The 26,128-nt window shown below is 42.0% G+C and carries 26 protein-coding genes; 15 read left to right on the forward strand and 11 right to left on the reverse strand.

Features of this window, described 5'->3' with window-relative positions:
* Together F0361_RS11945 and F0361_RS11950 are read left to right on the forward strand one after the other, a co-directional pair.
* Entirely contained in the window at window positions 1-1,701 is a 1,701-nt protein-coding gene (locus F0361_RS11945; RefSeq protein ID WP_154918825.1) for a GMC oxidoreductase, read from the forward strand.
* Between the two features lie 4 nt (window positions 1,702-1,705).
* Window positions 1,706-2,299 carry a gluconate 2-dehydrogenase subunit 3 family protein gene (locus F0361_RS11950; RefSeq protein ID WP_154918826.1) on the forward strand — a complete coding sequence of 198 codons (594 nt, stop codon included), beginning with the start codon at window positions 1,706-1,708 and terminating at the stop codon, window positions 2,297-2,299.
* 241 nt (window positions 2,300-2,540) lie between these two features.
* On the opposite strand, the gene F0361_RS11955 is transcribed toward F0361_RS11950, so the two are convergent.
* From F0361_RS11955 to F0361_RS11970, 4 genes are read right to left on the reverse strand one after another with little or no spacing between them, the layout of a single operon-like run.
* A complete protein-coding gene (locus F0361_RS11955) occupies window positions 2,541-2,894 on the reverse strand; it encodes a TIGR04076 family protein (protein WP_211361169.1) in 354 nt (117 codons plus the stop codon).
* 2 nt (window positions 2,895-2,896) lie between these two features.
* On the reverse strand, window positions 2,897-4,297 hold the full coding sequence (locus F0361_RS11960; protein ID WP_154918827.1) for a Na+/H+ antiporter NhaC family protein: 1,401 nt from the start codon (window positions 4,295-4,297) through the stop codon (window positions 2,897-2,899).
* A gap of 2 nt (window positions 4,298-4,299) precedes the next feature.
* On the reverse strand, window positions 4,300-5,343 hold the full coding sequence (locus tag F0361_RS11965) for an aldo/keto reductase (protein ID WP_154918828.1): 1,044 nt from the start codon (window positions 5,341-5,343) through the stop codon (window positions 4,300-4,302).
* Window positions 5,344-5,346: 3 nt separating this feature from the next.
* Window positions 5,347-7,053, reverse strand: coding sequence for a DUF885 family protein (locus F0361_RS11970; RefSeq protein ID WP_154918829.1), 1,707 nt, complete (start codon window positions 7,051-7,053; stop codon window positions 5,347-5,349).
* A 73-nt stretch (window positions 7,054-7,126) separates the two neighbouring features.
* Between F0361_RS11970 and F0361_RS11975 the strand changes: the two genes are divergently transcribed.
* Entirely contained in the window at window positions 7,127-7,714 is a 588-nt protein-coding gene (locus tag F0361_RS11975; protein WP_154918830.1) for an NUDIX domain-containing protein, read from the forward strand.
* 148 nt (window positions 7,715-7,862) lie between these two features.
* Here F0361_RS11975 and F0361_RS11980 read toward each other — a convergent pair whose 3' ends face one another.
* Window positions 7,863-9,131: a D-alanyl-D-alanine carboxypeptidase/D-alanyl-D-alanine-endopeptidase gene (locus tag F0361_RS11980; protein WP_154918831.1), complete on the reverse strand. Its 1,269-nt coding sequence runs from the start codon at window positions 9,129-9,131 to the stop codon at window positions 7,863-7,865.
* A 185-nt stretch (window positions 9,132-9,316) separates the two neighbouring features.
* On the opposite strand from F0361_RS11980, the gene F0361_RS11985 reads away from it, so the two are divergent.
* Entirely contained in the window at window positions 9,317-9,514 is a 198-nt protein-coding gene (locus F0361_RS11985) for a hypothetical protein (protein WP_138258500.1), read from the forward strand.
* Between the two features lie 78 nt (window positions 9,515-9,592).
* Here F0361_RS11985 and F0361_RS11990 read toward each other — a convergent pair whose 3' ends face one another.
* Window positions 9,593-10,531, reverse strand: coding sequence for a LysR substrate-binding domain-containing protein (locus F0361_RS11990; protein WP_154918832.1), 939 nt, complete (start codon window positions 10,529-10,531; stop codon window positions 9,593-9,595).
* A gap of 122 nt (window positions 10,532-10,653) precedes the next feature.
* Between F0361_RS11990 and F0361_RS11995 the strand changes: the two genes are divergently transcribed.
* Window positions 10,654-11,133 (forward strand): Dps family protein, encoded by a 480-nt coding sequence (locus tag F0361_RS11995; RefSeq protein WP_154918833.1) that lies wholly within the window; start codon window positions 10,654-10,656, stop codon window positions 11,131-11,133.
* A 23-nt stretch (window positions 11,134-11,156) separates the two neighbouring features.
* On the opposite strand, the gene F0361_RS12000 is transcribed toward F0361_RS11995, so the two are convergent.
* A complete protein-coding gene (locus tag F0361_RS12000; RefSeq protein WP_246160878.1) occupies window positions 11,157-11,561 on the reverse strand; it encodes an iron chaperone in 405 nt (134 codons plus the stop codon).
* Between the two features lie 55 nt (window positions 11,562-11,616).
* A complete protein-coding gene (locus F0361_RS12005) occupies window positions 11,617-12,036 on the reverse strand; it encodes a DUF2141 domain-containing protein (RefSeq protein WP_154918834.1) in 420 nt (139 codons plus the stop codon).
* Between the two features lie 217 nt (window positions 12,037-12,253).
* Here F0361_RS12005 and F0361_RS12010 point away from each other — a divergent pair, with 217 nt between their 5' ends.
* Window positions 12,254-14,413, forward strand: a complete 2,160-nt coding sequence (locus tag F0361_RS12010; RefSeq protein WP_154918835.1) for a TonB-dependent receptor — start codon at window positions 12,254-12,256, stop codon at window positions 14,411-14,413.
* Here F0361_RS12010 and F0361_RS12015 read toward each other — a convergent pair.
* Window positions 14,410-14,895, reverse strand: a complete 486-nt coding sequence (locus F0361_RS12015; RefSeq protein ID WP_154918836.1) for a DoxX family protein — start codon at window positions 14,893-14,895, stop codon at window positions 14,410-14,412. The genes F0361_RS12010 and F0361_RS12015 overlap by 4 nt on opposite strands.
* 159 nt (window positions 14,896-15,054) lie before the next feature.
* Between F0361_RS12015 and F0361_RS12020 the strand changes: the two genes are divergently transcribed.
* Window positions 15,055-16,107: an NAD(P)-dependent alcohol dehydrogenase gene (locus F0361_RS12020; RefSeq protein ID WP_154918837.1), complete on the forward strand. Its 1,053-nt coding sequence runs from the start codon at window positions 15,055-15,057 to the stop codon at window positions 16,105-16,107.
* A gap of 86 nt (window positions 16,108-16,193) precedes the next feature.
* On the opposite strand, the gene F0361_RS12025 is transcribed toward F0361_RS12020, so the two are convergent.
* Together F0361_RS12025 and F0361_RS12030 are read right to left on the reverse strand one after the other, a co-directional pair.
* Window positions 16,194-17,552, reverse strand: a complete 1,359-nt coding sequence (locus F0361_RS12025) for a glycoside hydrolase family 113 (protein ID WP_154918838.1) — start codon at window positions 17,550-17,552, stop codon at window positions 16,194-16,196.
* 2 nt (window positions 17,553-17,554) lie between these two features.
* Complete coding sequence (locus F0361_RS12030; RefSeq protein ID WP_154920237.1) at window positions 17,555-18,160, reverse strand: FMN-binding negative transcriptional regulator; 606 nt, start codon at window positions 18,158-18,160, stop codon at window positions 17,555-17,557.
* A gap of 105 nt (window positions 18,161-18,265) precedes the next feature.
* Between F0361_RS12030 and F0361_RS12035 the strand changes: the two genes are divergently transcribed.
* From F0361_RS12035 to F0361_RS12070, 8 genes are all read left to right on the forward strand, one after another.
* Window positions 18,266-19,096, forward strand: a complete 831-nt coding sequence (locus tag F0361_RS12035) for an alpha/beta fold hydrolase (RefSeq protein ID WP_154918839.1) — start codon at window positions 18,266-18,268, stop codon at window positions 19,094-19,096.
* Window positions 19,097-19,207: 111 nt separating this feature from the next.
* Window positions 19,208-19,735, forward strand: coding sequence for a DinB family protein (locus F0361_RS12040; RefSeq protein WP_154918840.1), 528 nt, complete (start codon window positions 19,208-19,210; stop codon window positions 19,733-19,735).
* A gap of 123 nt (window positions 19,736-19,858) precedes the next feature.
* Window positions 19,859-20,251 (forward strand): hypothetical protein, encoded by a 393-nt coding sequence (locus tag F0361_RS12045; RefSeq protein ID WP_154918841.1) that lies wholly within the window; start codon window positions 19,859-19,861, stop codon window positions 20,249-20,251.
* A 188-nt stretch (window positions 20,252-20,439) separates the two neighbouring features.
* Window positions 20,440-20,622: a hypothetical protein gene (locus F0361_RS12050; RefSeq protein WP_154918842.1), complete on the forward strand. Its 183-nt coding sequence runs from the start codon at window positions 20,440-20,442 to the stop codon at window positions 20,620-20,622.
* A gap of 274 nt (window positions 20,623-20,896) precedes the next feature.
* Window positions 20,897-23,314, forward strand: coding sequence for a TonB-dependent receptor (locus F0361_RS12055; RefSeq protein WP_154918843.1), 2,418 nt, complete (start codon window positions 20,897-20,899; stop codon window positions 23,312-23,314).
* Between the two features lie 62 nt (window positions 23,315-23,376).
* Entirely contained in the window at window positions 23,377-24,519 is a 1,143-nt protein-coding gene (locus F0361_RS12060; protein WP_154918844.1) for a PepSY-associated TM helix domain-containing protein, read from the forward strand.
* A 302-nt stretch (window positions 24,520-24,821) separates the two neighbouring features.
* Window positions 24,822-25,307, forward strand: a complete 486-nt coding sequence (locus F0361_RS12065; RefSeq protein WP_246160879.1) for a DinB family protein — start codon at window positions 24,822-24,824, stop codon at window positions 25,305-25,307.
* Window positions 25,308-25,572: 265 nt separating this feature from the next.
* Window positions 25,573-25,950 carry a DoxX family protein gene (locus F0361_RS12070; RefSeq protein WP_154918845.1) on the forward strand — a complete coding sequence of 126 codons (378 nt, stop codon included), beginning with the start codon at window positions 25,573-25,575 and terminating at the stop codon, window positions 25,948-25,950.
* The last annotated feature ends 178 nt before the right edge of the window (window positions 25,951-26,128 follow it).

Genomic DNA, 26,128 nt, shown 5'->3' on the forward strand with positions numbered 1-26,128 from the left:
ATGGCCAATTTTAATATAGACGCAAAAAAGGACATGACCTATGATGCCATTGTTGTGGGATCAGGAATCAGTGGAGGATGGGCAGCAAAGGAACTTTGTGAAAAGGGACTAAAAACCTTGGTATTGGAAAGAGGACCTATCGTTGAACATGTGGTGGATTACCCTACCATGAATTGGGATCCTTGGGATATGGAATATAGGGGAGGTCTTACTCCTGAAGAAAAAAAGAAGCATTACAAGAACATCCGATCAGGATGGGTGGGCAAGGATACCGAACATTTTTGGGCGGATGATGAAGCCAATCCTTATACGGAAGAGAAGCCGTTTTTATGGTTGAGGGGTCACCAAATGGGAGGTAAATCCCTTCTTTGGGGTAAACAGACGTATCGTTGGAGCGATTTGGACTTTGAGGCCAATGCAAAAGATGGTCACGGTGTAGACTGGCCTATACGATATAAGGATATTGAACCTTGGTACACGTATGTGGAGAAATTTGCGGGAATTAGTGGGGAAGCCTTAGGATTACCACAATTACCCGATAGTCATTTTCTTCCTCCCATGGAACTGAACTGTGTGGAAAAACATGTTAAGGAACGAATAGAAAAGAATTTTGAAGGTAGAAACATGATTATTGGTAGGGTTGCCCATTTGACCCAGCCCCATAATGGAAGGGGACAGTGCCAAAACCGTAATCGATGTAGTAGGGGATGTCCTTATGGAGCCTACTTCAGTAGTAATGCGGTTACCTTGCCAGCGGCGAATGCCACGGGGAATTTGACCATTAGGCCTTACTCTATTGTACAAGAGGTAATTTATGATGACGCCAAAGGAAAGGCTACAGGCGTTCGGGTCATTGACGCGGAAACGAGTGAAGTCATTGAATTCAACTCCAAGATTATCTTCGTAAACGCCTCGGCCTTGAGTACCGCCCATATTTTGATGAACTCGAAATCCAAGCGTTTTGAGAACGGTTTGGGCAATGATAGCGGAGAATTGGGTCATAACTTAATGGATCATACTTACAGGGTTGGTGCCATAGGTAAGGTTGAAGGTTTTGAGGATAAATACTACAAGGGAAGAAGGCCAAATGGTATCTATATCCCTAGATATGTAAATATTGATGAAAAATCTAAATCGGATAAGTTTGTACGTGGATTCGGTTTCCAAGGTAGTGGTTACCGTGGAGGCAATCCGGCGAATATAGAATCCTTTGGGGCCGACTTTAAGGACAGTATATTGAAGCCGGGCGGTTGGGAATTCTTCATTACCGGTTTTGCGGAATGTCTACCGTATCATGACAACAAAATCAGTCTTAATAAAGATGTGTTGGATAAATGGGGGCAACCTACCTTGACCATAGATGCCGAATTTAAGGAGAACGAAAAGGCCTTGAACAAGCAGATTCAGGAGGACGCAGTTGAAATGTTGGAAACAGCCGGACTCAAAGATGTAATGGGATTTGATAAGGAACACCCGCCAGGATATGGAGTACATGAAATGGGAACTGCAAGAATGGGTAGGGACCCAAAAACGTCCGTACTTAATGGATTTAATCAGGTACATGCGGCCAAAAACGTCTTTGTAACGGATGGCGCGTGCATGACTTCCTCGTCTTGTGTGAATCCATCATTGACCTATATGGCCCTGACAGCAAGAGCGGCCGATCATGCAGTATCCGAATTGAAAAAATTTAATATCTAAAATCATGGATAGAAGAAAAGCACTTAAGAAAGCGGGCCTATTGGCAGGTGCAACAATTGCCATGCCCTCCCTTTTTTCCATTTTGCAATCTTGTAAAACAGAGACCCGGTTGGATTGGCAGCCCGAGTTTTTTACCGAGGAGGAGGCTAAGACCATTTCGGCTTTAATAGACACTATTTTACCTACGACCGATACACCCGGCGGTTTGGATGTAAAGGCCGATATGTTCATAGACAAAGTTGTTGCCCAAACGTATGATGCCGAAGGACAACAAAATATGCGAGATGCGATTGCCGAGTTTAATGCTTCCTGTAAGGAAAATTATGGAGCTATTTTTCCGGAACTAAGTAATGCCGACAAAACGGCCGTACTGAAAGAGGCAGAAGCGAGCTCTCCAAAATTCAATCCCGGTGTTTGGGGAACTACTGTTGGGGAGCAAAAACCTGTTGGTTTCTACAGATCAATGAAATCCATGGCTATTTGGGCTTATTTTACATCGGAGGAAATAGGAGAAAATGTATTGAGCTATGACCCCATTCCTGGAACTTATGAGCCTTGTAAACCACTTTCCGAAGTAGGTAATCGTTGGAGTCTGTAATAGGAAACTTGTACCGGTTGTTTTGTAATTTGTAGAAATATATCCTGTTTAACTAAAGGTATCAATACTCGTTTTCTCTAAAAATATCCACCTCACTTATTAGGGTTTTGACCTGGAAGTGGGATGTTTTTTTCGGACTTGATTAAGTAATTTGGTTTTTGGAATTTGGTGCTTGGGATTTCTGAATTTTGAAATCTCACAGCGCTTTAATCTTTTTCTTCAAAACTACCGGTTTACATCTTTATTTTTTCCATTTAATCGGGCTCACATCATCGTGGTTTAGGATCCTCAGGTTATTTCTGTCTATGCGCATGATAAGCTTGCACTCAGGATCCGGGCAGACGACACGGGCATCGGTTTCCATCCAGTCGGCCGGATGGTTTTTTCGCTGTTTGGTGGGTAAGAGGGGAAGGGTGGATTGTAGGGCGTACAAACAAAAATCGGATTTATCTGGCATAGAGAGTTTTCCGCCTTTTAGGTGAAACTTATCCCCGACTTTCATAGAACAGGTGCAATTACCGCCAATACTCTCAACGACTATGGTTAAATCATAGAGTTCAAACTGATCATCTCTCAATTCATTTTCTGTTGTCATCTTTAATTTTGTCTTTCGTTAAATTTTCCCCAACCAAAGATTAAGGTTATGAGTGTCATAATCAAAAGGCCCCAGGACACGAAATTGAACAATCCTACTTCTAAGGGACTTACTTGCGGAATATCGTATTGTTGACCCGTTTTGGTCATGTTCGCCATCAAGATTACGGGAATGAAATAAGGTATTACAAAGGGGAATATGCAGGCGATCAAGCTCAAAAGATTGGCACGCCGTATTTTGGAAACTCCCAAACGCTCGCCCGTTTTTTTTGTAAAGTCGGATACCATTAGAATCGCTACAATGCTATGCGTGGTGAGAAGTACGGCCAAACTCATTACGGTGACTATCCAACTTTCCGCATGCTTTTGGGTTTTGGCCTTGGCTGCTGCAAAATCCACCAAACGGTTCATAAGTCCGCTGGCCTTTAAGGTCGCTACCTGGCCCATTAAGAGTATGGTAAAAAAACTGAGTCCCACGGCCCTATTGATACCAACGATTACAAAGCTCTTGGTCGTAAAATTTTCCAAGTCCAAGGAAATTACGTTTTCAAGATTCAAAAGTCCGAATGCCAGGCTTAATATGGTTCCAAAGAGTAATCCCATCAAAAGGCCGTGCAAAAGATGTTTTCCCTTTAAAAAAAGATAGATGATGAATGAAGGCACCAACATCATAGGGAGTCCTTTAGGACTTCCCAAGGCACCAATATTCACATTGTTCGAACCCACGTTATGGTTGAAAGCCATGAAACTAAAAGCTGCCAAGGCGAACAAACTGGCGGGCAGAATATATTTTAATCGGCTTTTAATGGCCTTGCCAATTTCTGCATCCTGACTCAAGGCACTGGCGATGGTCGTGTCCGAAATTGGAGCAATAAAATCCCCAAAGGTCGCTCCGCCCAAAATCGCTCCGGCCAAGGTGGGCAAATGTGCTCCTAAAACACCGCCAGTTGGGTAGAGCAGGGGGCTGCAAATCAATATGGTTGCAAAACTCGAACCTGTAGATAAAGAAACAATGCAACAAATGAGGAAGGTAGCGATAATGAACCCTGGACCCGAAAGTTTTACCTGATCGGAAAGCCATATAAGCGCCTCTACAAAACCTGTAAGCGTCATAAGTACACCTATTATGGAGGCCAACATCCAAGCGGTGATCATGATCATCACTATTTTTTGGGACATTCCTGAAATGACCACGTGGGAAAACGCGGTTTTGTCCTTACATAAAATAAGACCTAAGCCTAGGGAAAGCATCAGTACCGGCCAAAATCCACGCTCGTCCGGAGCTCCCGAAAGTGCTATGATTATCACTCCAGAAACAAAGACGAAAAAGGGCAATAAGGTGCCTAAGGTACCACCGTAAAACCCAATTTTAGGAAGCGCTTCCTGTGTTTCGTCCAGTTTCAAAGCTAGTCCTCGTTTAGGTTGTACTTCATGATGGAACCGTGCTTGCCTGTCTTGTCGCGCTCCAATTCATAGAAGGGCCCGTTGGGGCCTTTGCTTCGGGAAACAATTGCTTCTATTTTGACAAGGTCATGCCGGGTTAAGGTAAAACTGTCCAATTTCTTGAGTTTATCTAGATGATTCCGGTTTCGGGCACCTACGATGACCCCGCCTACCATCGGCTTTTGTAGGATATATTTACATGCGACTTCGGCGATTCCAACCGCATATTGGTCGGAAATTCTTTTAAGTGTCCGCAAGGCTTCCTGAAAGAGTTCATATCCGCCAAACTCGTCAATGATCAATCGGTATTTGGTCAAGGAACGATTTTCATAGGGTGGAACAGGGTCCGGTGCATTCAGATATCGGTCGCTCAGAAATCCACCGGCCACGGTGCCGTAGCAGAGGTAGGGAATATGGTGTTTTTGGGCAAGGGCGGTCATGTTCTTTTCCACCCGATGGTCCAATACGGAATATTGCACCTGATTCGATGCGATGGTTACACCGGCATCAAGTATTTCCTGAATGCGCTTCGTATCAAAATTGGTAACCCCTAGAAATCGTATTTTTCCGCTTTTTTGCAATTCCGAAAGGTGGACGGCAGTTTCCAAATATTTTGGGAATTGGTAATCCCACCACGCAAATTGTACCAGGTCCAATCGCTCGACACCTAGGCGCTTGAGCGAACGATCGATTATGCGGATTGTATCCTCTTTTTTGAGCGTTGCCAAGACTTTGTAATCCGGCACATATTTGGTGTGTATCTGAAGGGGCGACAACTCTCCCGAGCGGAATTCAGCTTCGTATTTTTTTCGGAATTTGCCAATAAGCTCTTCCACACCGGTATAAATATCGGCACAATCAAACGTGGTGATGCCCGCTTTCACGAAGTGTCGCATATCGGCCAAGGCCTGCTCCTCGGAGATAGTGCCATGACCACCAGCCAAGTGCCACCCACCTTTGATTACCCTTGAAATCGTATATCCGGGTTGTAATGCTATTCGTTCCATTGCTTAGTTTGGGCTCGTTTTTTCAAATATATCATAGAATTCGTCGATGGGTATGGGACCTGATTTCAAAATGGTATCCATAAAAAATTTCAAATTGAACTTGTCTCCAAGGCGTTCTTTCTCCGTTTTTAGTAGTTGGGTGAATTGGGCCCCTCCCAAATAATAGGAGGTAAGCTGCAAGGGGCTGTTAATGATCCGCCCCCAAAGACTTTTGGCGAACTGTGGGGCCAGTAAGGAAGTTTCGGTGGAGAATTTTAAAACCTGCTCCTGGTTCCATCCGTTACAGTGAACCTGCACGGAGGTGTAGGCCCTATTTGCATTTTCCAAGCGTTTTCGCAGATGCGCCAAAAGAGTGAGTTTATTTTCAGCCTCCCAGCCTGCGTCCAAGAGGACTTTTTCCGTAAATGTGGCCCAACCCTCGATATAAATCCCGTAAGGAAAGAGCAATCGAACGGGGTGTGGGGTTTCCCGACTGATTTTTAATTGCATGTAATGCCCTGGAAAAAGCTCATGGATGACGATCATACGGTTAAAGGGCTTGTTGAAGGAAGCCCAAAAATCGACCTGTTCCTGTTGGGGCAGGGTATCCGGAATGGAAGGCAAATTGAGCGTGGTCATGGGGTTGGGGTCGAACGGTGGCGCACTTGCCACCCAACCAATGCGGGCCGCGGGACCTGCACTTTCAGGCGCTGTTTGAATGCGTAGGGTCTGATTTTTAGGTAAGGTGGCAATATCATTTGCTGCGATAAAATCAACGGCCCTATCGGCCAGCTCTTGCCAAAATTCCAGATAATCCGTACTGTTCAAAGGGGCGTCCTTTTCCATATCGGCAAAGGCCGAACCAATAATCTCCAAGTCGGTTTTAGGAAGGTTTTTTGTGGGATAGGTCTCAATAAGGTACTGTGTGGACACTTGAGCGATGAGTTTCCGTACCGATTCAATTTCGTCAAGGGCCATTTGGGCCAATTCGGTCGAAGTCAGTTCGCTGTCCGTATATAATTTTAACCTTCGGTCGTATTCCTGTTTTCCCAATATGGAAGTATCGGGCAGCGAAGTATCCTTCAAGCTTTCTAAGGCAAAAGTTTTTAAGGCTTCGATACTCTTTATCGCGTTCGCCATTTCCGGACAAAGTTGGGAGATTTGATCCCAACCCAAATTTTCATACTTGTCTTGCGATAGATAGGTGAGCGCATCGGATAAATTTTCCAGACCGCTCTCCAAATCGATTTTTGAAACGTTTTTCAGGTTTATTTGTGCAGCCGACGCCAATTTTTCAATGGCTATAAGCCGATGGCAAATAATATCTACTTTTTCGTTGTCCAGAAGATAATCGGCCTTTGCCACCGATGGGATAGCATCCAAAATGAGCTTCGCATACAAGTTTAGGGAATGGGTGTGTCTGGCGAGGTTTTTCCAGGTATCGATTTCCGATTGGGCCTGAACACGTAACAACCTGCCGTCTTTAGGGTCAATATTGGCAGTGGGTTGGGCAATTAGGACCAAAAAGTTTTCGTTGAAGCCAATCCATTGTTTTATATTTTCTTGGGATAGGTCCTCATATTGAAATACAGAAGGTCGCATACCCGCTTCCAATGCTTCGGAAGGATAAAATGCCTTCCAAGCAGCTAGGTAGCGTTCCCCCAAATCTTGCGCTGAGACGGAGAAATTAAATAGGAAACATAATAGCCAATGGCCGAATTGGGTCCTCATAGCATAAAAAACAGGTTTGGTCTAGTTGAGAAAGATAGCAATTTATGCGGATTATGTTCGTTAAATTTAGCACATGGAAAACAGCAGAATAAAAAATATTGAACACGAAATACTTTCCGATAATTGGTACACCCTTAACAAATACACTTTTGAATATCAGAAGTTCGATGGCAGCTGGGAGGTTCAAAAACGGGAATCCTATGACTGTGGCGATGGTGCCGCCGTCCTGCTCTACAATACCAATAAAGGGACCGTGGTGCTTACCCGCCAATTTAGGATGCCCACCTATGTCAATGGGAATACGAACGGAATGATGGTGGAGGTCTGTGCGGGTTTGCTGGACGGACTCACCCCGGAAGAGTGCATCTTAAAGGAAATCCTTGAGGAAACGGGCTATCAACTGACCGAAGTGACGCAGGTATTGGTCACCTATATGTGCCCGGGTTCCGTGACCCAAAAACTCTATCTGTTCGTTGGTGCCTACGAAGACGCCATGAAAATTGAAGAGGGTGGCGGTGCCGAACATGAGACCGAAAATATTGAAGTTCTTGAAATTCCCTTCGAAAAGGCCTTGCAAATGATGGTAACAGGTGAAATTCGCGATGCCAAGACCGTGATGCTGTTGCAGTATGCGCAGCTAAATAAGTTGTTAAGGGTATAAGGAGTTAGGGATTAGGAGTTTAAAGTTAAAAGTTCATAGTCTTTAGTTTCAAGTTTCAAGTTGCAGGTTGGAATTGAAAAAAACAAAAATGAAAAGTGTTTTTTTGCTAATTGCTAATTGCTAATTGCTAATTGCTAAAAGCCAGCACCTAATACCCCTCCCGTAGTACCTCAAAAATAGTTTGCATTCGCTCTTTCACTTCGGATGGGGAGTGCCTAAAGTGATTGTTCATATAACTAAAAATCAACAAACGGCCTTTTTTGGTCCTGAGATACCCGCTCAAACAGTAGTTATTGCCCAAGCTTCCCGACTTTGCAAAGATGTACGGCGCTTCCTCTCCGCCATACCAAGAGTTCAACGTACCCGAAACACCGCCCGCTGGAAAAATACTGAAAAGACGTTCTTCGGGAACTTCTTGATACAACTCGTTTAACACATACACCATGGATTTGGGCGTAAACAGGTTGTATCTTGATAATCCCGAGCCGTCCACCCAACGGGGTTGCTGGGGAAGGTCCTTCAATTGGTTTTTTAAGATATGGTTTCGGGCATTTTCCGAGTTCAGGGTATCCGTCAATACGCCAGAGGCCATGATTAGCAACTGTTCGGCAATAAAATTATCACTTTCATGCATGAGTCGGACATACAAGGAATCCATCTCGATGCCGTAAAGGGTTTTCTTTTCCCCCTTGGGCATTTCATTGATCAAGGTTATCGGCCTAGCAAACAAACCTTCCAAAACACTTTTAACCGTATTGGCATCGGTTATAAAAGGAATTTCAAGGGAATCCCTTTCGGCCGAATCAAAATAAAAGAGGTTCCTTTTCTCTTCTCGGTTCCATGAATGTTGGATTTGCAACACACTGTCCTTAAAATAGGCAGGAGTTACTTTATAATCCGGAGTATCATAGATCATCACCGTATTTCCAAAAATAGGTAGAGCACTTCGCTCCGGGGAATAATACCAAGCAAAATCGTCCCAAGACCATCCCGGACCCATCCTCGTATCCTGAAAGTTGGAGTAGTGGTATGCCAGATTTATGCTGTTTTTTAAGAACGAATAGGCTGTACTGTCCTTTAGGTAATGGTGCAGCAAGGAGGGATCGCCCGTTCCTTCAAAAAATAGAGTGTCGTTTTTTTGAAGATACCTAAGTGCAGGTGCCTGTTTTGGCAATGTTTTTAGGGCCGTGTACAAGGTGAAGATTTTGGTGTTACTGGCCGGCGTAAAATATTTGTCGCTGTTATAACTATATAGGGTATCCTTTGCAATTGGGTCAAGGACTAATAACCCGGTAAATTGGTTATCAAAAAAAGGGGAATTCAAGGTTGTACCAATCGATTTTTCCGTTCTTTTTTTAACGCTGGCGCAACCAAATACAAGGGCTGAGAGCAACAATAGCAGGGATATTTTTCGCATGTAACTATTATGTATTTTATTGTTATCCAATATTTTAGGATATAGTTTTTACTTTTTGTATTTTCCTAAAATAAATTTCCAAAGACGGTTTAACATTTTTTAATCGATTTTAACTTTTTGAATGCAATTTTATATTCGCTTTGGGGTTTAAATTTACACAACAACTAATTTAAAAACGTGTTTAGATGAAAAGAACAATGTTGGAGTACAGTAAGACGGTACTCCAAAAGGTTAGTTTTGATGCCAAATTGTTTTACAAGGAGCTTAAAAAGGCCCTTGAGAGATTGCTGCCCGAGGAGGTAGCCGAATTAAAGGTCTGGTTGGAGTCTTTCGTAGATGACAAACCGGAACTTAGACCAAGTTTAATGTATCTTAATAAATAATCGAAAAGCCACTGAAAAGTGGCTTTTTTTTGAACCAAGAGGATAAACTAGGTTTACTAACCACCACTTTGAATTTGATTACTTGTTTAGGGGGCTTATGATTTTTACGTCCTGAAAAGCAATGGCCCCACGAACCACTCCAGAAATAACATCTCGCAGGGCTTCCGTAATTTGTATTTTCAGTTCGCTTTTATGATAAATTAGGCTTACTTCCCGTGCCGGGGATGGTTCCTTAAAGTACTTTAGGTTCTCTTTTTTATCTGCTTCCAATTCCAAGGTATTTAGAAATGGAAGTAAGGTCATACCAAGGCCTTCATTGGACAGGTTGATCAAGGTCTCAAAGCTTCCACTCTGTAATTGAAAGTGGTCACCGCCCAATTTTTTTGGAGCTTTGCAGAGGTTTAATACGCCTTCCCGGAAGCAATGGCCGTCCTGTAATAATAATATATCGGATACATCCAGATCTTCTACTTCCAAGGTCGAATAACTGCCCAACCTGTGATTTTTAGGGACGTAGCCCACAAAGGGTTCATAGTATAGCGGTCTCTCTATGATAGTGTCCACCTCCAAGGGCGTGGCGGCAATTGCAGCGTCCAAATGGCCGTCCTGGAGATTTTCGATCAGGGTTTCGGTATTCTGCTCCTTGATGATGAGGTTCACCTTTGGGTATTTGTTGATGAAGGTTTTTAGGAACATGGGCAACAAGGTGGGCATAATGGTAGGGATGATGCCCACGGTGTAATCACCACCAATATATCCTTTTTCCTGGTCAACAATATCCTTGATCCTGTTAGCCTCGTTGACGATATTCTTTGCCTGGGCCACAATTTTTTGGCCGACTTCTGTCACCGAAATCGGTTTTTTTCCACGGTCAAAAATTTGTACATCCAACTCATCCTCAAGTTTTTGAACCTGCATACTTAAAGTAGGCTGTGTCACGAAGCTTTTCTCTGCCGCCAAGGTGAAGTTTTGATATTCCGCGACTGCCAATACGTATCTTAATTGGGTAATTGTCATGCTAACGATTTTAATGATAAAGGTATTAAAACTATCAATATTATTTATGACTATCGTCATTTTTATTCAATATCTTTATACTTAGTATTGTAATTGATAACTTAATATATAAATAAACAGATATGAAATTAAATAGTATAGGCTTAGAAACCGACAAATCCGAAGAGATTAGTAAGGATTTAAATTTGCTTTTGGCCAATTTTCAAAGGTATTATCAAAACTTACGTGGAATACATTGGAATATTAAGGGCAAAAGATTCTTTGACTTGCACTTAAAGTTTGAAGAGTTATACACCGACGCAAACGCTAAAGTAGATATGTTGGCAGAGCGTATATTAACCTTGGGCGGTGTTCCTATGCATACTTTCGAGGACTACATTGATATGGCCTCGGTACCTGTAGGCAAGAATATTACCAAGGATGATGAAGCAATTCGTTTGATTGTCAATTCGTTAAAGGAATTGCTAAGTATCGAAAGAGGTATTTTAAAAGTCTCGGGCGAGGCTGATGATGAAGGAACTAATTCCATGATGAGCGACTTCATTACGGAACAGGAAAAAACGGTTTGGATGATGAAGGCTTGGCTGGCAGAAGACATTTAATGGGTATAAAGCATGCGAATTGGTCAGTTATTAAGTTCTCGAACTTTATAACTGACCATTTTTTTTATGAGCCCCAAAGGAAGTTTTTCGTCAAAGGGAAACTGAACGGAACCTTTCCCTTTATTGTAGCCTGCCAATTCCGTCTCAAATGCCGCATATGCGGAAGGGGTGGCATAAAACCCAAAATGCTTCTTATGGGCCGCGAAGTATACCAAAGGCTTCCCGTTCAGTTTGTACGCCGGTATTCCATAACTTATTCCTTCCACGGCCTGAGGAGCGGTTTCTTTGACCAGTTTCTGCAGTACCCGTAATTGCTCCTGTATTTCTATAGGAAAATGGGCAACATAGCTCTCAAAATCGGAAGCCTTGATCATGGTTGGAATAGGAAGGTGCCATCTAGGATATAGATTTAAAATTAGGAAATTCATTCCATAAAGAAGACCTCCAAATGGAAGTCTTTTTGTTTATGATCGCTGTTTTATTTTAGAACCGTATCCTGAATTCCAAATCGGTATCGACTACCTCAAACTTGGAACTTTCAAAACTAGGAGGACCATAGGTCAATTCCCCTGTTGTGGCGTAACTTTCCTTGGGCATACCTGTTGGCTCAAAATCCATACGTTGGTTGCCGTTGGCATCGTGCATCAACATAAGTGCAAAGGTGCCGGGTTCAACATCGGTAAAGGTAAGTGTCACTTCACCTGTGCTTGCATCCACACTTTGATTTTGGATTCCGGCCCCTTTCATAAAGGTATCGGCGGAGTGCAGGGAACCAATGACCTGTCCTTCGCTTGACAGTACGTTTTCAATGGTTACGGTAATGTTTACGCCCTTTTTTTCTTGGGCATATCCGGTCATTACGCTTGTCAGTACCAATCCTAAAATAAATCCTAATTTTTTCATGTTTTCGGTTTTTAAAGTTATTCGATGCCTCAAAATTGCGTTATATCCAAACCACAAAAAAAACGCACCTACCCAATTGTTGAATTTTTGGAGTGAGTTGTTGACCTGTTTTTTTGGAACAGTTCAGGTGGGAAATTCCACACTTCGGTCAAGCCAAGTTTGACAACTTTTTCCATTTGGGGAGTTTTGTGCCGTAATCAATCGGAATAAAAACATCATGAGAATTTTATATCAGTTTATATGCATACTAATTACCTCAGGGACCTTTGCACAAACCGTAGTATCTGGAGTGGTGCTGGATGCAAAGAACAGTCCAATAGAAGGCGCAAATGTTTATTTGGAAGGAACCTATGACGGTGCCTCTACGGATGCCCAAGGTAGTTTCAGTTTTGAAACCACCGAAACGGGCACACAGCACTTACTGGTTTCCATGCTTTCCTATGAAACGTATTCCCAAGCGGGGGACGTTTCCTATTTGAAGGACCTTAAGATAACCTTGTACGAAGCTTTGAACGAACTTACAGGGGTTACCCTAACTGCCGGGAGTTTCAAGGCGGGCGACAATTCAAAGGCTTCGGTATTAAAACCTTTGGATATCGTTACCACGGCAGGGGCTGCAGGCGATTTTGTGGCCGCCCTACAAACGCTTCCAGGAACCAGTACCGTAAACGAGGACGGTAGGTTGTTCGTACGGGGAGGTGCCGCCGGGGAAACCCAAGTCTTCATTGATGGCCTACGGGTTTTTCAGCCTTTCAATGCCACTGCGAACAATATTCCTACACGGGGTAGATTTTCCCCCTTTTTGTTCAAGGGGATTACCTTTAGTACCGGTGGATATTCCGCGGAATACGGTCAGGCACTTTCCAGTGTACTTTTGTTGAACACTACGGATATCCCGGATCAGGAAAAGACGGATATTTCCCTTATGTCCGTTGGTGGTGGACTGGGCCATACCGAAATTTGGGGTCAAGAATCCCTGAGCATCAATGCCAATTATATCAATTTGGCCCCGTACCAAGTGTTGGTACCTTCCGATCAGGATATGCGATGGAACAAACCTTTTGAGTCCATTTCCGGGGAGGCCGTGTTTCGTAGTCTGGGGGACAAAAGTATGTTCAAGCTGTATACGGGTTTCAATCATTCCAATTTGGACATTGCGCAGGCCGATATCAATTTTGAGGAATTTGTGCCTTTTAGTCTGAAAAACAACAATTTGTACTTGAACGCTTCCTACAAACATTTTTTCGATAAGGAATGGACGCTTACCACGGGCGCAAGTATCTCCAATGATACCAACGATATCAATGTGCTGAACAATGCGATTGACTCCAAGGAAACCGCCGTACACCTCAAGGCCAAAATGGGAAAGAGCTTTACGAACCGACTCCAATTGAATTTTGGTACGGAATATTTTGTGCAAGACTTTGATGAAAGTTTCGGCAGTGCTGGAGTAGCCCCCTTTCAATATGGTTTTGACGACGGATTATGGGCCGGTTTTGCGGAAACGGATGTCTACTTCAGCAATCGGTTTGCCATGAAATTGGGCGGACGCATGGAGCACAGCGCGCTATTGGACCAGACCACGCTCTCACCCCGATTTTCATTGGCCTATAAAAGTGGCGAAAAGGGACAATTTTCGTTGGCTTATGGGGACTTCTATCAAAACCCATGGTCTGAGTACCTGAAGTTTGACCAGAACCTAGAGGCCGAAAAAACGTCGCACTACATCCTAAATTATCAATACTTGGATAACGGGAAAACCTTTAGGGCGGAGGGGTATTATAAGAATTATGACGGATTGGTGAAGTTCAATACGGATATGCCCGGGTTCAATTCCGTATTCAATAACAACGGAGGCGGCTATGCAACGGGGCTGGACCTTTTCTGGCGGGACAATAAAAGTATCGAAAACTTGGACTACTGGATTTCCTATTCCTTTTTGGACACCGAAAGGGATTACCGAAATTTCAGGGAAAGGGCCACTCCCAATTTTGCACCTAAACATAGTTTCTCGCTGGTTACCAAATATTGGGTGGAGGATTTGCGTTCCCAGGTAGGGTTTTCGTACAATTATGGTTCCGGAAGACCGTACAACGACCCCAACAAAACCGAATACCTAAGTGAAAAAACCAAACCCTTTAACAATTTGAGCATCAATTGGGCCTATTTACTGTCCCAACAGAAAATCCTATACTTTTCAATCAGCAATGTGGCAGGATTCAACAATGTTAATGGATATCAATATGCGGATTCACCCAATGATCTGGGGTTTTTTGAAAGACGTACCATCCGTCCAAATGCGGATACCTTCTTTTTTGTCGGTTTCTTTTGGACCATCAGCCAGGATAACAATAGCAATCAGTTGAACAACCTCTAAAGAACATATCTGGAAAAATAGTAATCAAAACTATATTTTCCGGCGCCAAAGCCCAAAAAGAAAAGTCCGAAACAAAAGAAGCTGAATACGGGGAGAATATCCCAACTGCCGTCCCATGATCTAAAAAGGATGGTTATCAGCATCATACAAATGATAAAAAAGGCGGTGATTCTGGTATTTGCACCCATAATCAACAAAATACCTCCCATGGCTGTTGTATAACCTGCAGACCAAGCAAAGGTTTTTGGCATAAGACTAAAGGGAATACCAAAATTCGATACTTTTTCCACAAACCAGGGCGCCACCTGTAAAAGCTCTAAACCTTCATCTGCCCATGGGGTGCCAAGTAGTTCCTTGGAGAAAATAAAGGTTAATAAACAGCCCATTATGACCCTAGGAAGTAATAACAATATATTGGGAAGTATTCCCTGCACTTCGTAAGGTTTTAAAATTTTCTTGAAAAATTGTCGTACACGGACCATCTGTCAGTGTTTGATTAATAAAAGTTAGCTTAAGTTTAATTTAACAAAATTTTAGGAATTGTAAAACGAAATTTGAACAATATGCATCCACGATTTTAGCATATAGATCAACGAACTCCCTTTATTTTTTTCAACTTTACAAAAATTAAAGCACAAACAATGACGGCACTAAAAGCATACGCAGCTTCTTCAAAGGAGGCGGATTTAAAACCTTTTGAAATAAATAGGCGGAATATCACCCCTGATGATATCAAAATCGATATTCTATATTGTGGGGTTTGCCATAGCGATTTACATCAGGTACGCAACGACTGGAAAAATTCCCAATATCCCGTGGTTCCCGGGCATGAAATCATTGGAAAAGTCGTGGAAGTAGGAGAGAACGTTTCCAATTTTAAGAAAGGCGATTTGGTGGGCGTGGGCTGTATGGTAGACTCCTGCAAAACGTGTAGCTCATGTAAGGATGATTTGGAACAATTTTGTGAGAATGGCGCCACCATGACCTACAATAGTAAGGATAAACACCTTGGTGGACATACTTTTGGGGGGTATTCGGAAAGCATTGTGGTCGATAAGGATTTTGTATTGCGAATTCCTGAAAATTTGGATGCCAAAGCGGCCGCTCCGCTACTTTGCGCGGGAATTACTACCTATTCCCCGTTGGCCCATTGGGGGGTAAAGAAGGGTGATAAGGTGGGCGTGATCGGTTTAGGAGGTTTGGGCCATATGGGTATCAAGTTCGCCCATGCCATGGGTGCCCATACGGTCATGATCACCACCTCTCCAGACAAGAGTAGTGATGCCAAAAAATTGGGGGCGGATGAAGTTCTCATTTCAAAAGACGAAGACGAAATGAAAAAACACGCAGGCAGCTTCGACTTTCTTTTGAACACCATTCCCGTTGGGCATGACATGAACCCTTATTTGAACCTGTTGAAGCGCGATGCCAGTATGGTCATCGTTGGGGCTGTGGAACCTTTGGATCCTTTGCATGGCGGCGGATTGATCATGGGAAGAAAAAGTATTGCAGGTTCATTGATTGGCGGTATAAAGGAAACACAGGAAATGCTCGACTTCTGTGGCGATCATAACGTGGTGAGCGATATTGAAATGATTAATATCCAGGATATCAATGAAGCGTACGACCGTTTGCAAAAATCGGATGTGAAATATCGATTCGTTATCGACATGAAATCGCTTAAGGAAAGCTGATTCAGGAACGAAGCATTCAGAAATAAAAAAGACGGTCCTTAACCGTCTTTTTTATTTATTACTACCTCCATTGTCTTAATGTGTGATTAAGGTTTTTTACCAAACCACTTGGCAATCACATTTTCGGCAGGTTTAAAACGAGGGGAGAAATCAAGGTCGGTTTTTGCACTTTCCGCAGTGGTCCTATTTTGCCATTCCCAGACATAAATGCCCGCAAACCAAGGCTTGTCCCAATTCTTTTTGAACATGGCCTCATAGGCCAGTTGTTGGGTCTGGTCTGATTTCTTCATGGTATACTTATTAAAATAGGAACCCCATTCCCATGGTTTTATGGTAGCATCGGGGGTACTTTTATAGCCCACTTCCGTAAAAAGGACGGGTTTTCCATATTTTTTATGAACGGCCTCCAAAGCGGCCAAATGTTTGTCCCAGCCTTTTTCGATGCTCTCCAAAGTGGGATGCTCCTCTTTGGTAAGTGGGAAATAGGCCTGTATGCCAATATAGTCCAGTTGGTCCCAAAAATCGATGTGCTCATATTCGTCGTGCCAGTTGGCGGCGTAGGTGAGTTTGCCATCATACAGGGTACGGATTTCCGAAATGATTGATCTCCATTTTTCGGGTTGTTTCTTGATGGAAGTTTTTAGTTCCGTTCCCACACAAAATAGTTCCGTGTTCGTTTCTTGGGCTATTTTGGCATACTTGAGCATGTTTTTTCGGTAACTTTCAAACCATTGGTCCCAAGCATGGTCATCCTTTAATTGGATGTTGGCCCGCCAACCTTCGTTCATCCATAAATGGGGTTTTAAGTGCACGTGGAGTCTTTTATTGTGCAGGTCGTTGATGGCCCTCACGATGCTGGAATCCCTTCGGCTGTAGGTTTCCATGGATACCGGAACGTCCATCTGGGAGGTCCTTTCGTTTTCCTGATGTAAAAAGGGAACGATGGCCACCCACTCCACGTTTGCTTTTATCAGATTCGCTATGGCTTCCGTATTGTTGTCCGACCAACCAAAGACACTCGCGCCCCTGTGCTTTTTGTCAATTTCATAATAATGATTTGCCTTCACCGATGTGTTCATGGCGCTATGGTCCCATTGAAAATCATGTCCCTCATTGGCATTGATGAAGACCACTGTTTTAAAACCAACGACCAGAAAAACGATGGGCAGTAAAAATCGGAATGAAAATTGACGCCACGCGGTACGACTACCTTTTTTTCTGCCCACATTTACAAAATGGACAAGTACTAAATAAAGCAAGCAACAAAGTAGAAAAAGGATGTGGAAACCTATGAGGATGAACTTGCGGGAGGCCAGTTCAAAGAAAAAGGAGATATATTCAGAAAGGCTTTCATTTCTTCGGGAAAACCGGACCAGGAAATATACAAACGTTGCTACCCATAGGAATAGGTAGAGCGAAACCAAATGTATACCGCGCTTTTGCATTGTTACGTCTTTTTTTCCATTTCAACCGCAATTGCCCTGGCACCCGCATCACGATCCTTCAACTCCGATATGATCTTGGAATGGTCGTGTTCCCTACCTTGTGACAATTTATAGGTTGCCTGGATGTCAGTAATCAAAATTTTAAATCCGACTACACCGCGTATCTGTGCCAGGGTCTTTGGGGACATCTCGTGCAACGAAATGGGATGCTTGGAATCCTTTTCATATTTGTCCACCAATCGATGCATGGAGGCCAACACTTCATCTTCCGATAAAATACGGATTCGACCGTATACATGCACGGCGATATAGTTCCAAGTTGGTACTTCTTCATCGGCATACCAAGAGGAGGACACGTAGGAATGGGGACCGTTAAAGATGCAAAGCACTTCATCAGTCTCCGTAAAATGTCGCCACTGAGGGTTGGCCTTAGCTATATGGGTCACCAGTGCCTCGTTTCCATCGGCATCGGTATCCAATTCCATGGGTATATGGGTGGCCCAAGGTTTTCCATCGACCTGATTTACCAAAATTCCAAAGCTGTTCGCTTTTATAAATTCCTTTACGCTAGCAAGGTCCTCGTTTTTATAGTGTTTGGGCGTATACATACCATAAAAGTAGCAAAACATTGATTCAGGTAACAATCTAAGTGAACGCGTTAAGCAAATTTATTTTTAAAGGGTACTTTACTCCAAACTTAAAATAGAACTAAGATGCCATTTATAACGAACAAAAAAGGAAAGGAAATTGTTGACATATTTTATGAGGACTACGGGGAAGGACAACCGGTTATTTTAATTCACGGTTGGCCTTTGAGCCGAAAGTCGTGGGAGCAACAGGTTTGGAAAATCGTTGAAGAAGGATACCGTTGTATATCCTATGACCGCAGGGGTTTTGGAATTTCCTCCGCACCTTGGGGCGATTACGACTATTCCGCCCTGGCCAGTGACCTGCATACAATTATTGAGAAACTGGAACTGACGGATGCCATTATTGTAGGTTTCTCCATGGGCGGGGGCGAAGTGGTGCGTTATTTGACGGATTATGGAAGCGATAAGATTGCCAAGGCCGCCCTGATTAGTTCCATCATTCCATTGGTAAAAAAGAAGGACGATAATCCGGCCGGGGTGCCCGAAAATGTCTTGGACAATATCAAGGATGCTTTGCAGAAAGATCGAGTTGGATTCTTGAAGACCTTTCACAAAGGATTTTACAATTATGACGATAATAAGAACAAGGTCAGCGAGGGACAATTGGAATATGACTTTATCGTGGCCTCGCATGCCTCGCCTAGAGGTACCATACAGGCTGCCTTGGCATGGATGCACACCGATTTTAGATCGGAACTCAAGAATGTGGACGTACCTACATTGATCGTACACGGTGATGCCGATAGTACAGTACCTATTGAAACTTCGGCGGAGCAGGCTGCCAAGGGTATAGCTGATAATACGTATGAAATTATCAAAGGTGCGCCCCATGGATTGAACATCACCCATGCGAAGGAGCTGAACGAAATTTTGATTTCTTTCCTTAAAGGATAAGTGGGATACCTAAGAAGCAAAAAGGGCCTTTTTAAGAGGCTCTTTTTTATTAAAATTATAATTAATTCATAAACAATAGTTTAAATATCTTTGATTGGTAAATCAATTCAAATGTCCGAACTTGAAATCCTCAATAAACAAACGGAAACGGCCTATGATTGGACCCATAAATTAATGGATTCCGTTCCTGCCGAGAAATGGGAAATCATCCCCGAAGCTTTAGGCTCAAATCTTAGCTGGCAGATAGGTCATCTGGTCGTGAGTATCTACTACCATTCCATCATGACCACGGTGGGGCATTTACCGGAACTTTTGGAAAAATTGGACCTACGATCGTATACCAAATTATGTGGCTACGATACGTTTGCAAAAGAAATGAAGGGAACCTGGACCCCAGCTGCCCTTTGGTCCGATTTACAACGGATGCAAAACACATCCTTGGAGGTCATCAACTCGTTGTCAGAATCCGACCTGTGGCAACCCGTGGAACCGACCAAAGTACCACACCCCGTGGCCAAAACCAAGTTTGAGGTCATCGATTGGAACATAAAACATACCATGTGGCATTGCGGGCAAATGGCAACTATCAAGCGATTGGTGGATGCACCTTATGACTTTGGACTACAAAGGAGGAATTGAACATTCGCAGTGCCGCCGGATCTTAGCTTTCGTATTTCTAAATTTTTGTATTTATAACAATTTTTTTACGTTTTTAGATAGTGTTTTAAGAACTAAGTTGTATAAGGTTAAACTTGTTGTCCCATGAAGAAAATATACGTGTTGTTCTTGGCACCCCTTTTAATGTCCACCCAATGTGAGTCTGACGATGAACCTGTTTTACGTACTGAGTTTTATATTCAAAACGATTCAAGTACTGAATTGATATGGATATCAGAAACTGCCGGTGAAGTAGTTATTAAAGAGGGTACAAAACAATTTATAGGTTCTGTAGTGGATTGGGTCGTATTTGTGAAACCGTCCAGCGGTATTGCTTTTGATAAGGTAATTCTCTACCGAAAGGCAGAAAATGGCGACTTAATTAAAACCTATGAACAACAGCCCATAGTGGATGATGTATGGCGTTTTAATGCACTCTCAGAATTGGAGGGAGCATATGCTCTTATACTTACCGATGCTTCCCTAGTGCAAGAATGACCTAAGGCAAATCTTCCTTCTATCATGCCAAAAATTAGATTTGAAAGAAAGTTTCAAGTTTTGGCCAGAATCAAAAAATTATGGGGTATTTTGAGATTTAATTATAGATAAACTAACATTGTAATCAAGCAATTCAATCCACCTATCCCAAAAGGGCATACTTGTTTTTAACCCATTAAAGATTCTTTATGAAAAAACCTGCTCAAAATCTACTTTTTGCAATTGGAATTTTAAGCATCGCATTGGGTGTTTATCTCCATTTTTCGGAGGTCAACAAATTTAATTCCTATTCGGGAATTGTATTTGGGGTTATATTGATTAGCGGTGTATTCGTTGCTAAAAAGGGATTGGACAAAAATAACAAGGAATAAATTGTTTGCTTTTAGGGAATTGCCATAATCGGGTTAGAATATGGTCAAGCCAACAGGCCATTGGAATTATTTAATCCTACAATATGGATTAGGAAACATACTATATATTCCTGAAATTGTGCTTCACGCTATAAAATTTGCTTATCACCAGCATCACATAATCAGACCATTAAGAATATTTATTTAGATTTAATATAAATAAGTTGCGCATGTCAGAACGCACTTATATTTTTGTCTTGTTCTTATAATTTATATTAAGTCTAAATAAAACCAAATGAAAAAACTTTTTTGTATCCTGACCTTATTGTTCATTTCAAGGGTAACCCTTGCCCAAAATGGAGCAATTTCAGGAACGGTAAAAGACAATGACCAATTACCACTTTGGGGTGTAAACGTGTCGCTGGTAAATACTCCAAAAGGTGCACAGACTAATGAAGCCGGTGCTTTTGAAATCTCCAATATTGCCAATGGCGACTATATACTTTCCGTTTCCTACTTGGGTTATAGAACTCGCGAAATTCCCATTTCAATATCAAATAATAAAACTGTCGATCTTGATATTATCTTGTACGAAGGCAATGAAATACTAAGTGAAGTTACCGTACAGGGGCGTACCAATAAGTTTTCTAGAAAGAAAACGGCTTATGTCGCAAAGCTTCCTTTAAAGGACATTGAAAATACTCAAGTATATAGTACCGTTACCAACGAAATTTTAAAATCGCAAATAGTTACAAATTTTGATGATGCATTAAAAAATGCAACGGGCGTTGAGCAACTTTGGACTTCTACCGGTAGGGGCGGGGACGGTGCAGGATATTATTCGCTTCGCGGTTTTTCCATTCAACCGCAATTGGTGAATGGACTGCCCGGACTGACAAATGGTACCATCAATCCTGCAAACATAGAACGGATTGAAGTATTAAAGGGCCCTTCCGCAACGTTGTTTGGCAATGCAGTTAGTTCTTATGGAGGACTTATCAATGTAGTTACCAAAAAACCCTATGTGGGTACAGGAGGGGAGCTGTCGTTTACTTCCGGTACCTATGGCCTAAATCAAATTGTAGGAGATTTCAATACCCCCCTGAGTAAGGCGGACAATTTATATTTTAGGTTGAATACCGCTTACACGACCGAGGAGAGTTTTCAGGATGCAGGTTTTAGAAAGTCCTTTTTTATTGCTCCGTCCTTATCATACAAAGTAAACAATAGACTCTCATTTTCTTTTTATGGTGAAATTACCCAGGCAGAGCAGACAAATCCCACCTTCTTATTTTTAAACAGAAGCGCACCTACAGTGGCATCCAATCTAGAGGAACTGGGATATAATAACAAGTTATCATTTACCAGCAATGATCTATCCTTACAGAACCCAACGCAGAACTACCGTATTGAAATGGATTATAAGCTTTCCGATTCCTGGCAATCGCAAACGCTCCTTTCCAAAAGTTCTACTTCTACAAAAGGTTATTACTCGTATCTCTTTGATTATGGTATCTTGGAGGGAAATACCTATACCCGATTTATCAATAAACAAAACGCAAATACACAAACAACCGATATTCAGCAAAACTTCATTGGAGACTTTAAACTGGCTTCCTTAAGGAATCGAATGGTGATAGGTATTGATTATTTCAACGAAACACAGACCAACAATAGTACAGGTTACGCATTCTATGGCAATATTACCCCTAATGGAGGTTCAAACGGGGACGACCCATTTACACAGGAGGTAGAAGATGACCTTTTTCCTCTTTCCACTTCAGGAGTTGATGCCGCGCTCGCTTCGCAGGGGGTCAGCAATGTGAAATCCAAATATCATATTTACAGTTTGTATGCTTCGGATGTAATCAATTTTACGGATAACCTTTCGGCGATGATCGGTCTAAGGGTGGATCATTTTGACAATGAAGGTAATTTACAGAACCAGGGCGATGATTTTGACCAGACCACACTTTCACCAAAATTCGGCTTATTGTACCAGCCCATCAAGGACAGGTTATCCATTTTTGGAAACTACCAAAATGGCTTTACCAACGTAGCTCCCCAGTTGGTAGGAGATCCCAATGAAGGACCTCAAACTTTGAAAACCTTTGACCCCGAACAGGCAAACCAGATTGAATTCGGTTTCAAAACCAATCTTTTCGATAACCGACTGAATGCTACCGTTAGTTACTATGATATCAAGGTTATTGATCGCGTCATCACAGACCCTTCTTCGCCTTTCAATAGAATTCAGGGTGGTGAAGTAGTAAGTAGTGGATTTGAAATAGAAATAAACGCCAGCCCTGTAAATGGTTTGGATATTAGGGCCGGATTTAGCAATAATGACAGTGAAACTACCAAATCTGACAATGCTCAAATTTTGAACAGAAGACCTCTTGAGGCAGGTCCCGAAACGTTATATAACTTTTGGGCAAACTATGAGTTTCAAGAGGGAGCTTTGAACGGTTTTGGAATGGGATTGGGGTTCAATGGGGCAAGCGAACGCTTTGCCATAAATTATGAATCTACCGGAGAATTTATTTTGCCAAGTTATACCATTGCCAATGCATCCCTTTATTACCAATCCGTAAATTATAGAATTGGGCTAAAACTGAACAACGCGTTCAATAAGGAATATTATAAAGGTTGGACAACCATAAACCCACAACAACCAAGGGCATTGTTGGCAAATTTTTCGTACAGATTCTAAACATAATTTTAAGAAAGGGCAAAGGCGATAAAACGCTTTTGTCCTTTTTAAGTTTACTAAGGATGACATTTAAAAAAATCATATTTCAACTTCACAAGATATTGGGGCTTTCGACCGGACTAGTGGTGTTCATCGTTGCCATCACGGGATGTGGTTGGGCCTTTAAAGAAGAAATTGAGAGTCTATATGACGATTACAAAAAGGTTGTTCCGGAAAACCGTCCCATACTAACACCAACCAAGGCAAAGGATCTCGCGAAGCAAATTTTTCCCGATAACACGGTTCATGGAACTTTGTTCAAAAAAAAGGACGATGCCATTGAAGTAATATTTTACGATGCCGAACCTGAATTTTATCAAAGCGTTTTTTTAAACCCATACTCTGGCGAGGTTATCCAGGTGGATGACCATCTATCGGGTTTTTTTGCATTTGTTTTAAAAGGGCACATGCGACTTTGGTTACCAAAAAATATTGGCGAGCAGATAGTTGGCGTTTCAATTTTGATTTTCATTTTCATAATTATTTCAGGTTTCATATTATGGTTGCCCAAAAAACGTAAAAACTTAAGGCAGCGCTTAAAATTTGATTGGAAAAGTACTACAAGATGGAAACGTAAAAACTTTGATCTACATACGGTTATTGGCTTTTATATTTGTGCATTTTCATTGGTACTGGCCTTTACGGGCTCATTGATGTCTTATAACTGGCTTAAATATGCAGTATATAAGTCCGTAGGTGGCGAAAAGGAACCTGTTTTCATGATACCGGAAAACATCCGTAAAGCGGACGAAAAGGAAGATGTTTTACCAATGGATTATTTGATAACGAAACTTTCTATCGAAAATCCCGATGCGGAAAGTTTTGAGCTTCATTATCCTCATACATCGGAGGAAAGTATTTATGTGGAGGTATCCCATAGTAAAGGTCTTTATTACGATGCGGATTATAGATTTTTTGACCAGAACACCTTGGAGGAGATAGAAACCCCTAGTATCTATGGAAAATATGAAAATGCAGGGGTTGCCGAAAAAATCTTACGCATGAATTATGATATCCATATTGGCGCGATTGGTGGGATTGTTGGAAAAATTATTGCCTTTTTAATAAGCCTATTGACCGCTAGTTTACCTGTAACCGGTGCTTTGTTGTGGTATGGGCGAACCTACAAAAGGAAGAAAAAGGTTTTGGACGGTGTTAAAGCCTGACTTATGTGCTACCAAATTAAAACTTTATTGGTCCTTAAACTCCCAATAAACTAGAGGTTTACTGAAACATCATCACCGAAAAAAATAGTTGTGCCGCTCCAATATACTTTTTAACAGGCCTTGTGAAAATCGACTTTGGTAACGAAAATGATGGTCCTTATTTTAGGATAACAAACCCTTTCCATAGAGCGTTGTAACACATTCAAATTATCACTTGCAAAAAATAAAATTTTGGGGATTTTGGAACTTTGTCCCTATATTTTGGCAGGAAATGTTGTGAAAACAAAAATTGGTTTAACAACATGGGATACGGCAAGAAAATGACTCAGGCTGAACTTATAATTTTAAACCTTACGGAAATCCGGAGAAGAAGCATAAAGCTTTGGAAAGCACTTCCTGAACAGTATTACCGTTGGAAACCTGACGAAAGCGCGATGACCGCAATAGAAATGGTAAGACATGTTTTGGAAGCCGATTATGGGTGGAACATAATAATCAACAATGGCTCCATGGCACATTATGAAACACCTTGGAAGCAACGCCCCTTCACTAGCCTTGCGGAAGAGCTAACTTTTGCCGAACCTTATAGAAATCAATTTTTAAAAAGTGTACGGCAATTTTCGGATACCGAATTAAGCGAATTCCAGGTAGTGCATCCGGGAAACGGGGAAAGAAAAGCCCTCGGAAAATATATCTTACGGATTGGATACCACGAAGCTGTCCATGCCGGTCAATTTTTATCCTATTTAAGGGCCATGAATGTTGATAGGCCCCTAATATGGGACTAAGAGCAGAATAGACAATTGGAATAGAATCGATTTATGTACTATGTGATTTGTCCGCCTTTGGTATTTTTAATCTCTTCGTCTCCATATCAATTTACCTCTACCATATTCATATCGAGTGCTGCTGAATACTAAATCCTCATTTCCAAAATGGAATGGGGAAATACCTTTTCAACTAGCGGTGTTATTTTCATATTATCGTTTCTAAAATTCGGATCTAACGAATCAAAATCTGAATTATATTTGGAATCAACCTAAAACCATCCAAATGGCAACCACAAAAACCAACAAAATCATCTTCTGGACCACCACCATTATTATTTTTTTAATGGAAGGGGTCATGCCCGCACTGACTTCCCAAACCGAGCTCGCCAAGGAGGGTATACGACATTTGGGCTACCCGGAATATTTTGGGAACGCTTTGGTCGTATTTAAGGTATTGGGAGCACTTACCTTGATCATTCCCCAAGTCCCTGCACGAATCAAGGAATGGGCCTATGCTGGATTTGCTTTCGACTTTATATTTGCCAGTATCAGCCATTTTGCCGTGGACGGTATGGATTTCCAATCCTTTTTCCCTCTAATAATTTTGGGAATACTGATCGCCTCTTACGTGTCCTTTCATAAACTTCAAAAAACCAATTAGCCGCAGCTTTTATTTTTTTTACTGTGCGGTTCGTCCTAAACAGCCTGCCCCCAAAGAGTATTTGAGCCTTTCGTTTTACTTCGTAAGTTGCGTTCAAAGAAAGTATATTTTCTTTTCACCCAATGCTCAAGGTAAACTAAAGTCGAAGGGGACTCAAAGGCACATATTTCCTCATTTT

The organism is Maribacter flavus, assembly GCF_008386635.1.
Taxonomy (GTDB): Bacteria; Bacteroidota; Bacteroidia; order Flavobacteriales; family Flavobacteriaceae; genus Maribacter; species Maribacter flavus.

Excerpts from the sequence above, each read along its gene's own strand:
- F0361_RS11945 (WP_154918825.1), top strand. The coding sequence starts at position 1 with ATGGCCAATTTTAATATAGACGCAAAAAAGGACATGACCTATGATGCC.
- F0361_RS11950 (WP_154918826.1), top strand. The coding sequence starts at position 1,706 with ATGGATAGAAGAAAAGCACTTAAGAAAGCGGGCCTATTGGCAGGTGCA.
- F0361_RS11955 (WP_211361169.1), bottom strand. The coding sequence starts at position 2,894 with ATGACAACAGAAAATGAATTGAGAGATGATCAGTTTGAACTCTATGAT.
- F0361_RS11965 (WP_154918828.1), bottom strand. The coding sequence starts at position 5,343 with ATGGAACGAATAGCATTACAACCCGGATATACGATTTCAAGGGTAATC.
- F0361_RS11970 (WP_154918829.1), bottom strand. The coding sequence starts at position 7,053 with ATGAGGACCCAATTCGGCCATTGGCTATTATGTTTCCTATTTAATTTC.
- F0361_RS11975 (WP_154918830.1), top strand. The coding sequence starts at position 7,127 with ATGGAAAACAGCAGAATAAAAAATATTGAACACGAAATACTTTCCGAT.
- F0361_RS11980 (WP_154918831.1), bottom strand. The coding sequence starts at position 9,131 with ATGCGAAAAATATCCCTGCTATTGTTGCTCTCAGCCCTTGTATTTGGT.
- F0361_RS11985 (WP_138258500.1), top strand. The coding sequence starts at position 9,317 with ATGAAAAGAACAATGTTGGAGTACAGTAAGACGGTACTCCAAAAGGTT.
- F0361_RS11990 (WP_154918832.1), bottom strand. The coding sequence starts at position 10,531 with ATGACAATTACCCAATTAAGATACGTATTGGCAGTCGCGGAATATCAA.
- F0361_RS11995 (WP_154918833.1), top strand. The coding sequence starts at position 10,654 with ATGAAATTAAATAGTATAGGCTTAGAAACCGACAAATCCGAAGAGATT.
- F0361_RS12000 (WP_246160878.1), bottom strand. The coding sequence starts at position 11,561 with ATGAATTTCCTAATTTTAAATCTATATCCTAGATGGCACCTTCCTATT.
- F0361_RS12005 (WP_154918834.1), bottom strand. The coding sequence starts at position 12,036 with ATGAAAAAATTAGGATTTATTTTAGGATTGGTACTGACAAGCGTAATG.
- F0361_RS12010 (WP_154918835.1), top strand. The coding sequence starts at position 12,254 with ATGAGAATTTTATATCAGTTTATATGCATACTAATTACCTCAGGGACC.
- F0361_RS12015 (WP_154918836.1), bottom strand. The coding sequence starts at position 14,895 with ATGGTCCGTGTACGACAATTTTTCAAGAAAATTTTAAAACCTTACGAA.
- F0361_RS12020 (WP_154918837.1), top strand. The coding sequence starts at position 15,055 with ATGACGGCACTAAAAGCATACGCAGCTTCTTCAAAGGAGGCGGATTTA.
- F0361_RS12025 (WP_154918838.1), bottom strand. The coding sequence starts at position 17,552 with ATGCAAAAGCGCGGTATACATTTGGTTTCGCTCTACCTATTCCTATGG.
- F0361_RS12030 (WP_154920237.1), bottom strand. The coding sequence starts at position 18,160 with ATGTATACGCCCAAACACTATAAAAACGAGGACCTTGCTAGCGTAAAG.
- F0361_RS12035 (WP_154918839.1), top strand. The coding sequence starts at position 18,266 with ATGCCATTTATAACGAACAAAAAAGGAAAGGAAATTGTTGACATATTT.
- F0361_RS12040 (WP_154918840.1), top strand. The coding sequence starts at position 19,208 with ATGTCCGAACTTGAAATCCTCAATAAACAAACGGAAACGGCCTATGAT.
- F0361_RS12045 (WP_154918841.1), top strand. The coding sequence starts at position 19,859 with ATGAAGAAAATATACGTGTTGTTCTTGGCACCCCTTTTAATGTCCACC.
- F0361_RS12050 (WP_154918842.1), top strand. The coding sequence starts at position 20,440 with ATGAAAAAACCTGCTCAAAATCTACTTTTTGCAATTGGAATTTTAAGC.
- F0361_RS12055 (WP_154918843.1), top strand. The coding sequence starts at position 20,897 with ATGAAAAAACTTTTTTGTATCCTGACCTTATTGTTCATTTCAAGGGTA.
- F0361_RS12060 (WP_154918844.1), top strand. The coding sequence starts at position 23,377 with ATGACATTTAAAAAAATCATATTTCAACTTCACAAGATATTGGGGCTT.
- F0361_RS12065 (WP_246160879.1), top strand. The coding sequence starts at position 24,822 with ATGGGATACGGCAAGAAAATGACTCAGGCTGAACTTATAATTTTAAAC.
- F0361_RS12070 (WP_154918845.1), top strand. The coding sequence starts at position 25,573 with ATGGCAACCACAAAAACCAACAAAATCATCTTCTGGACCACCACCATT.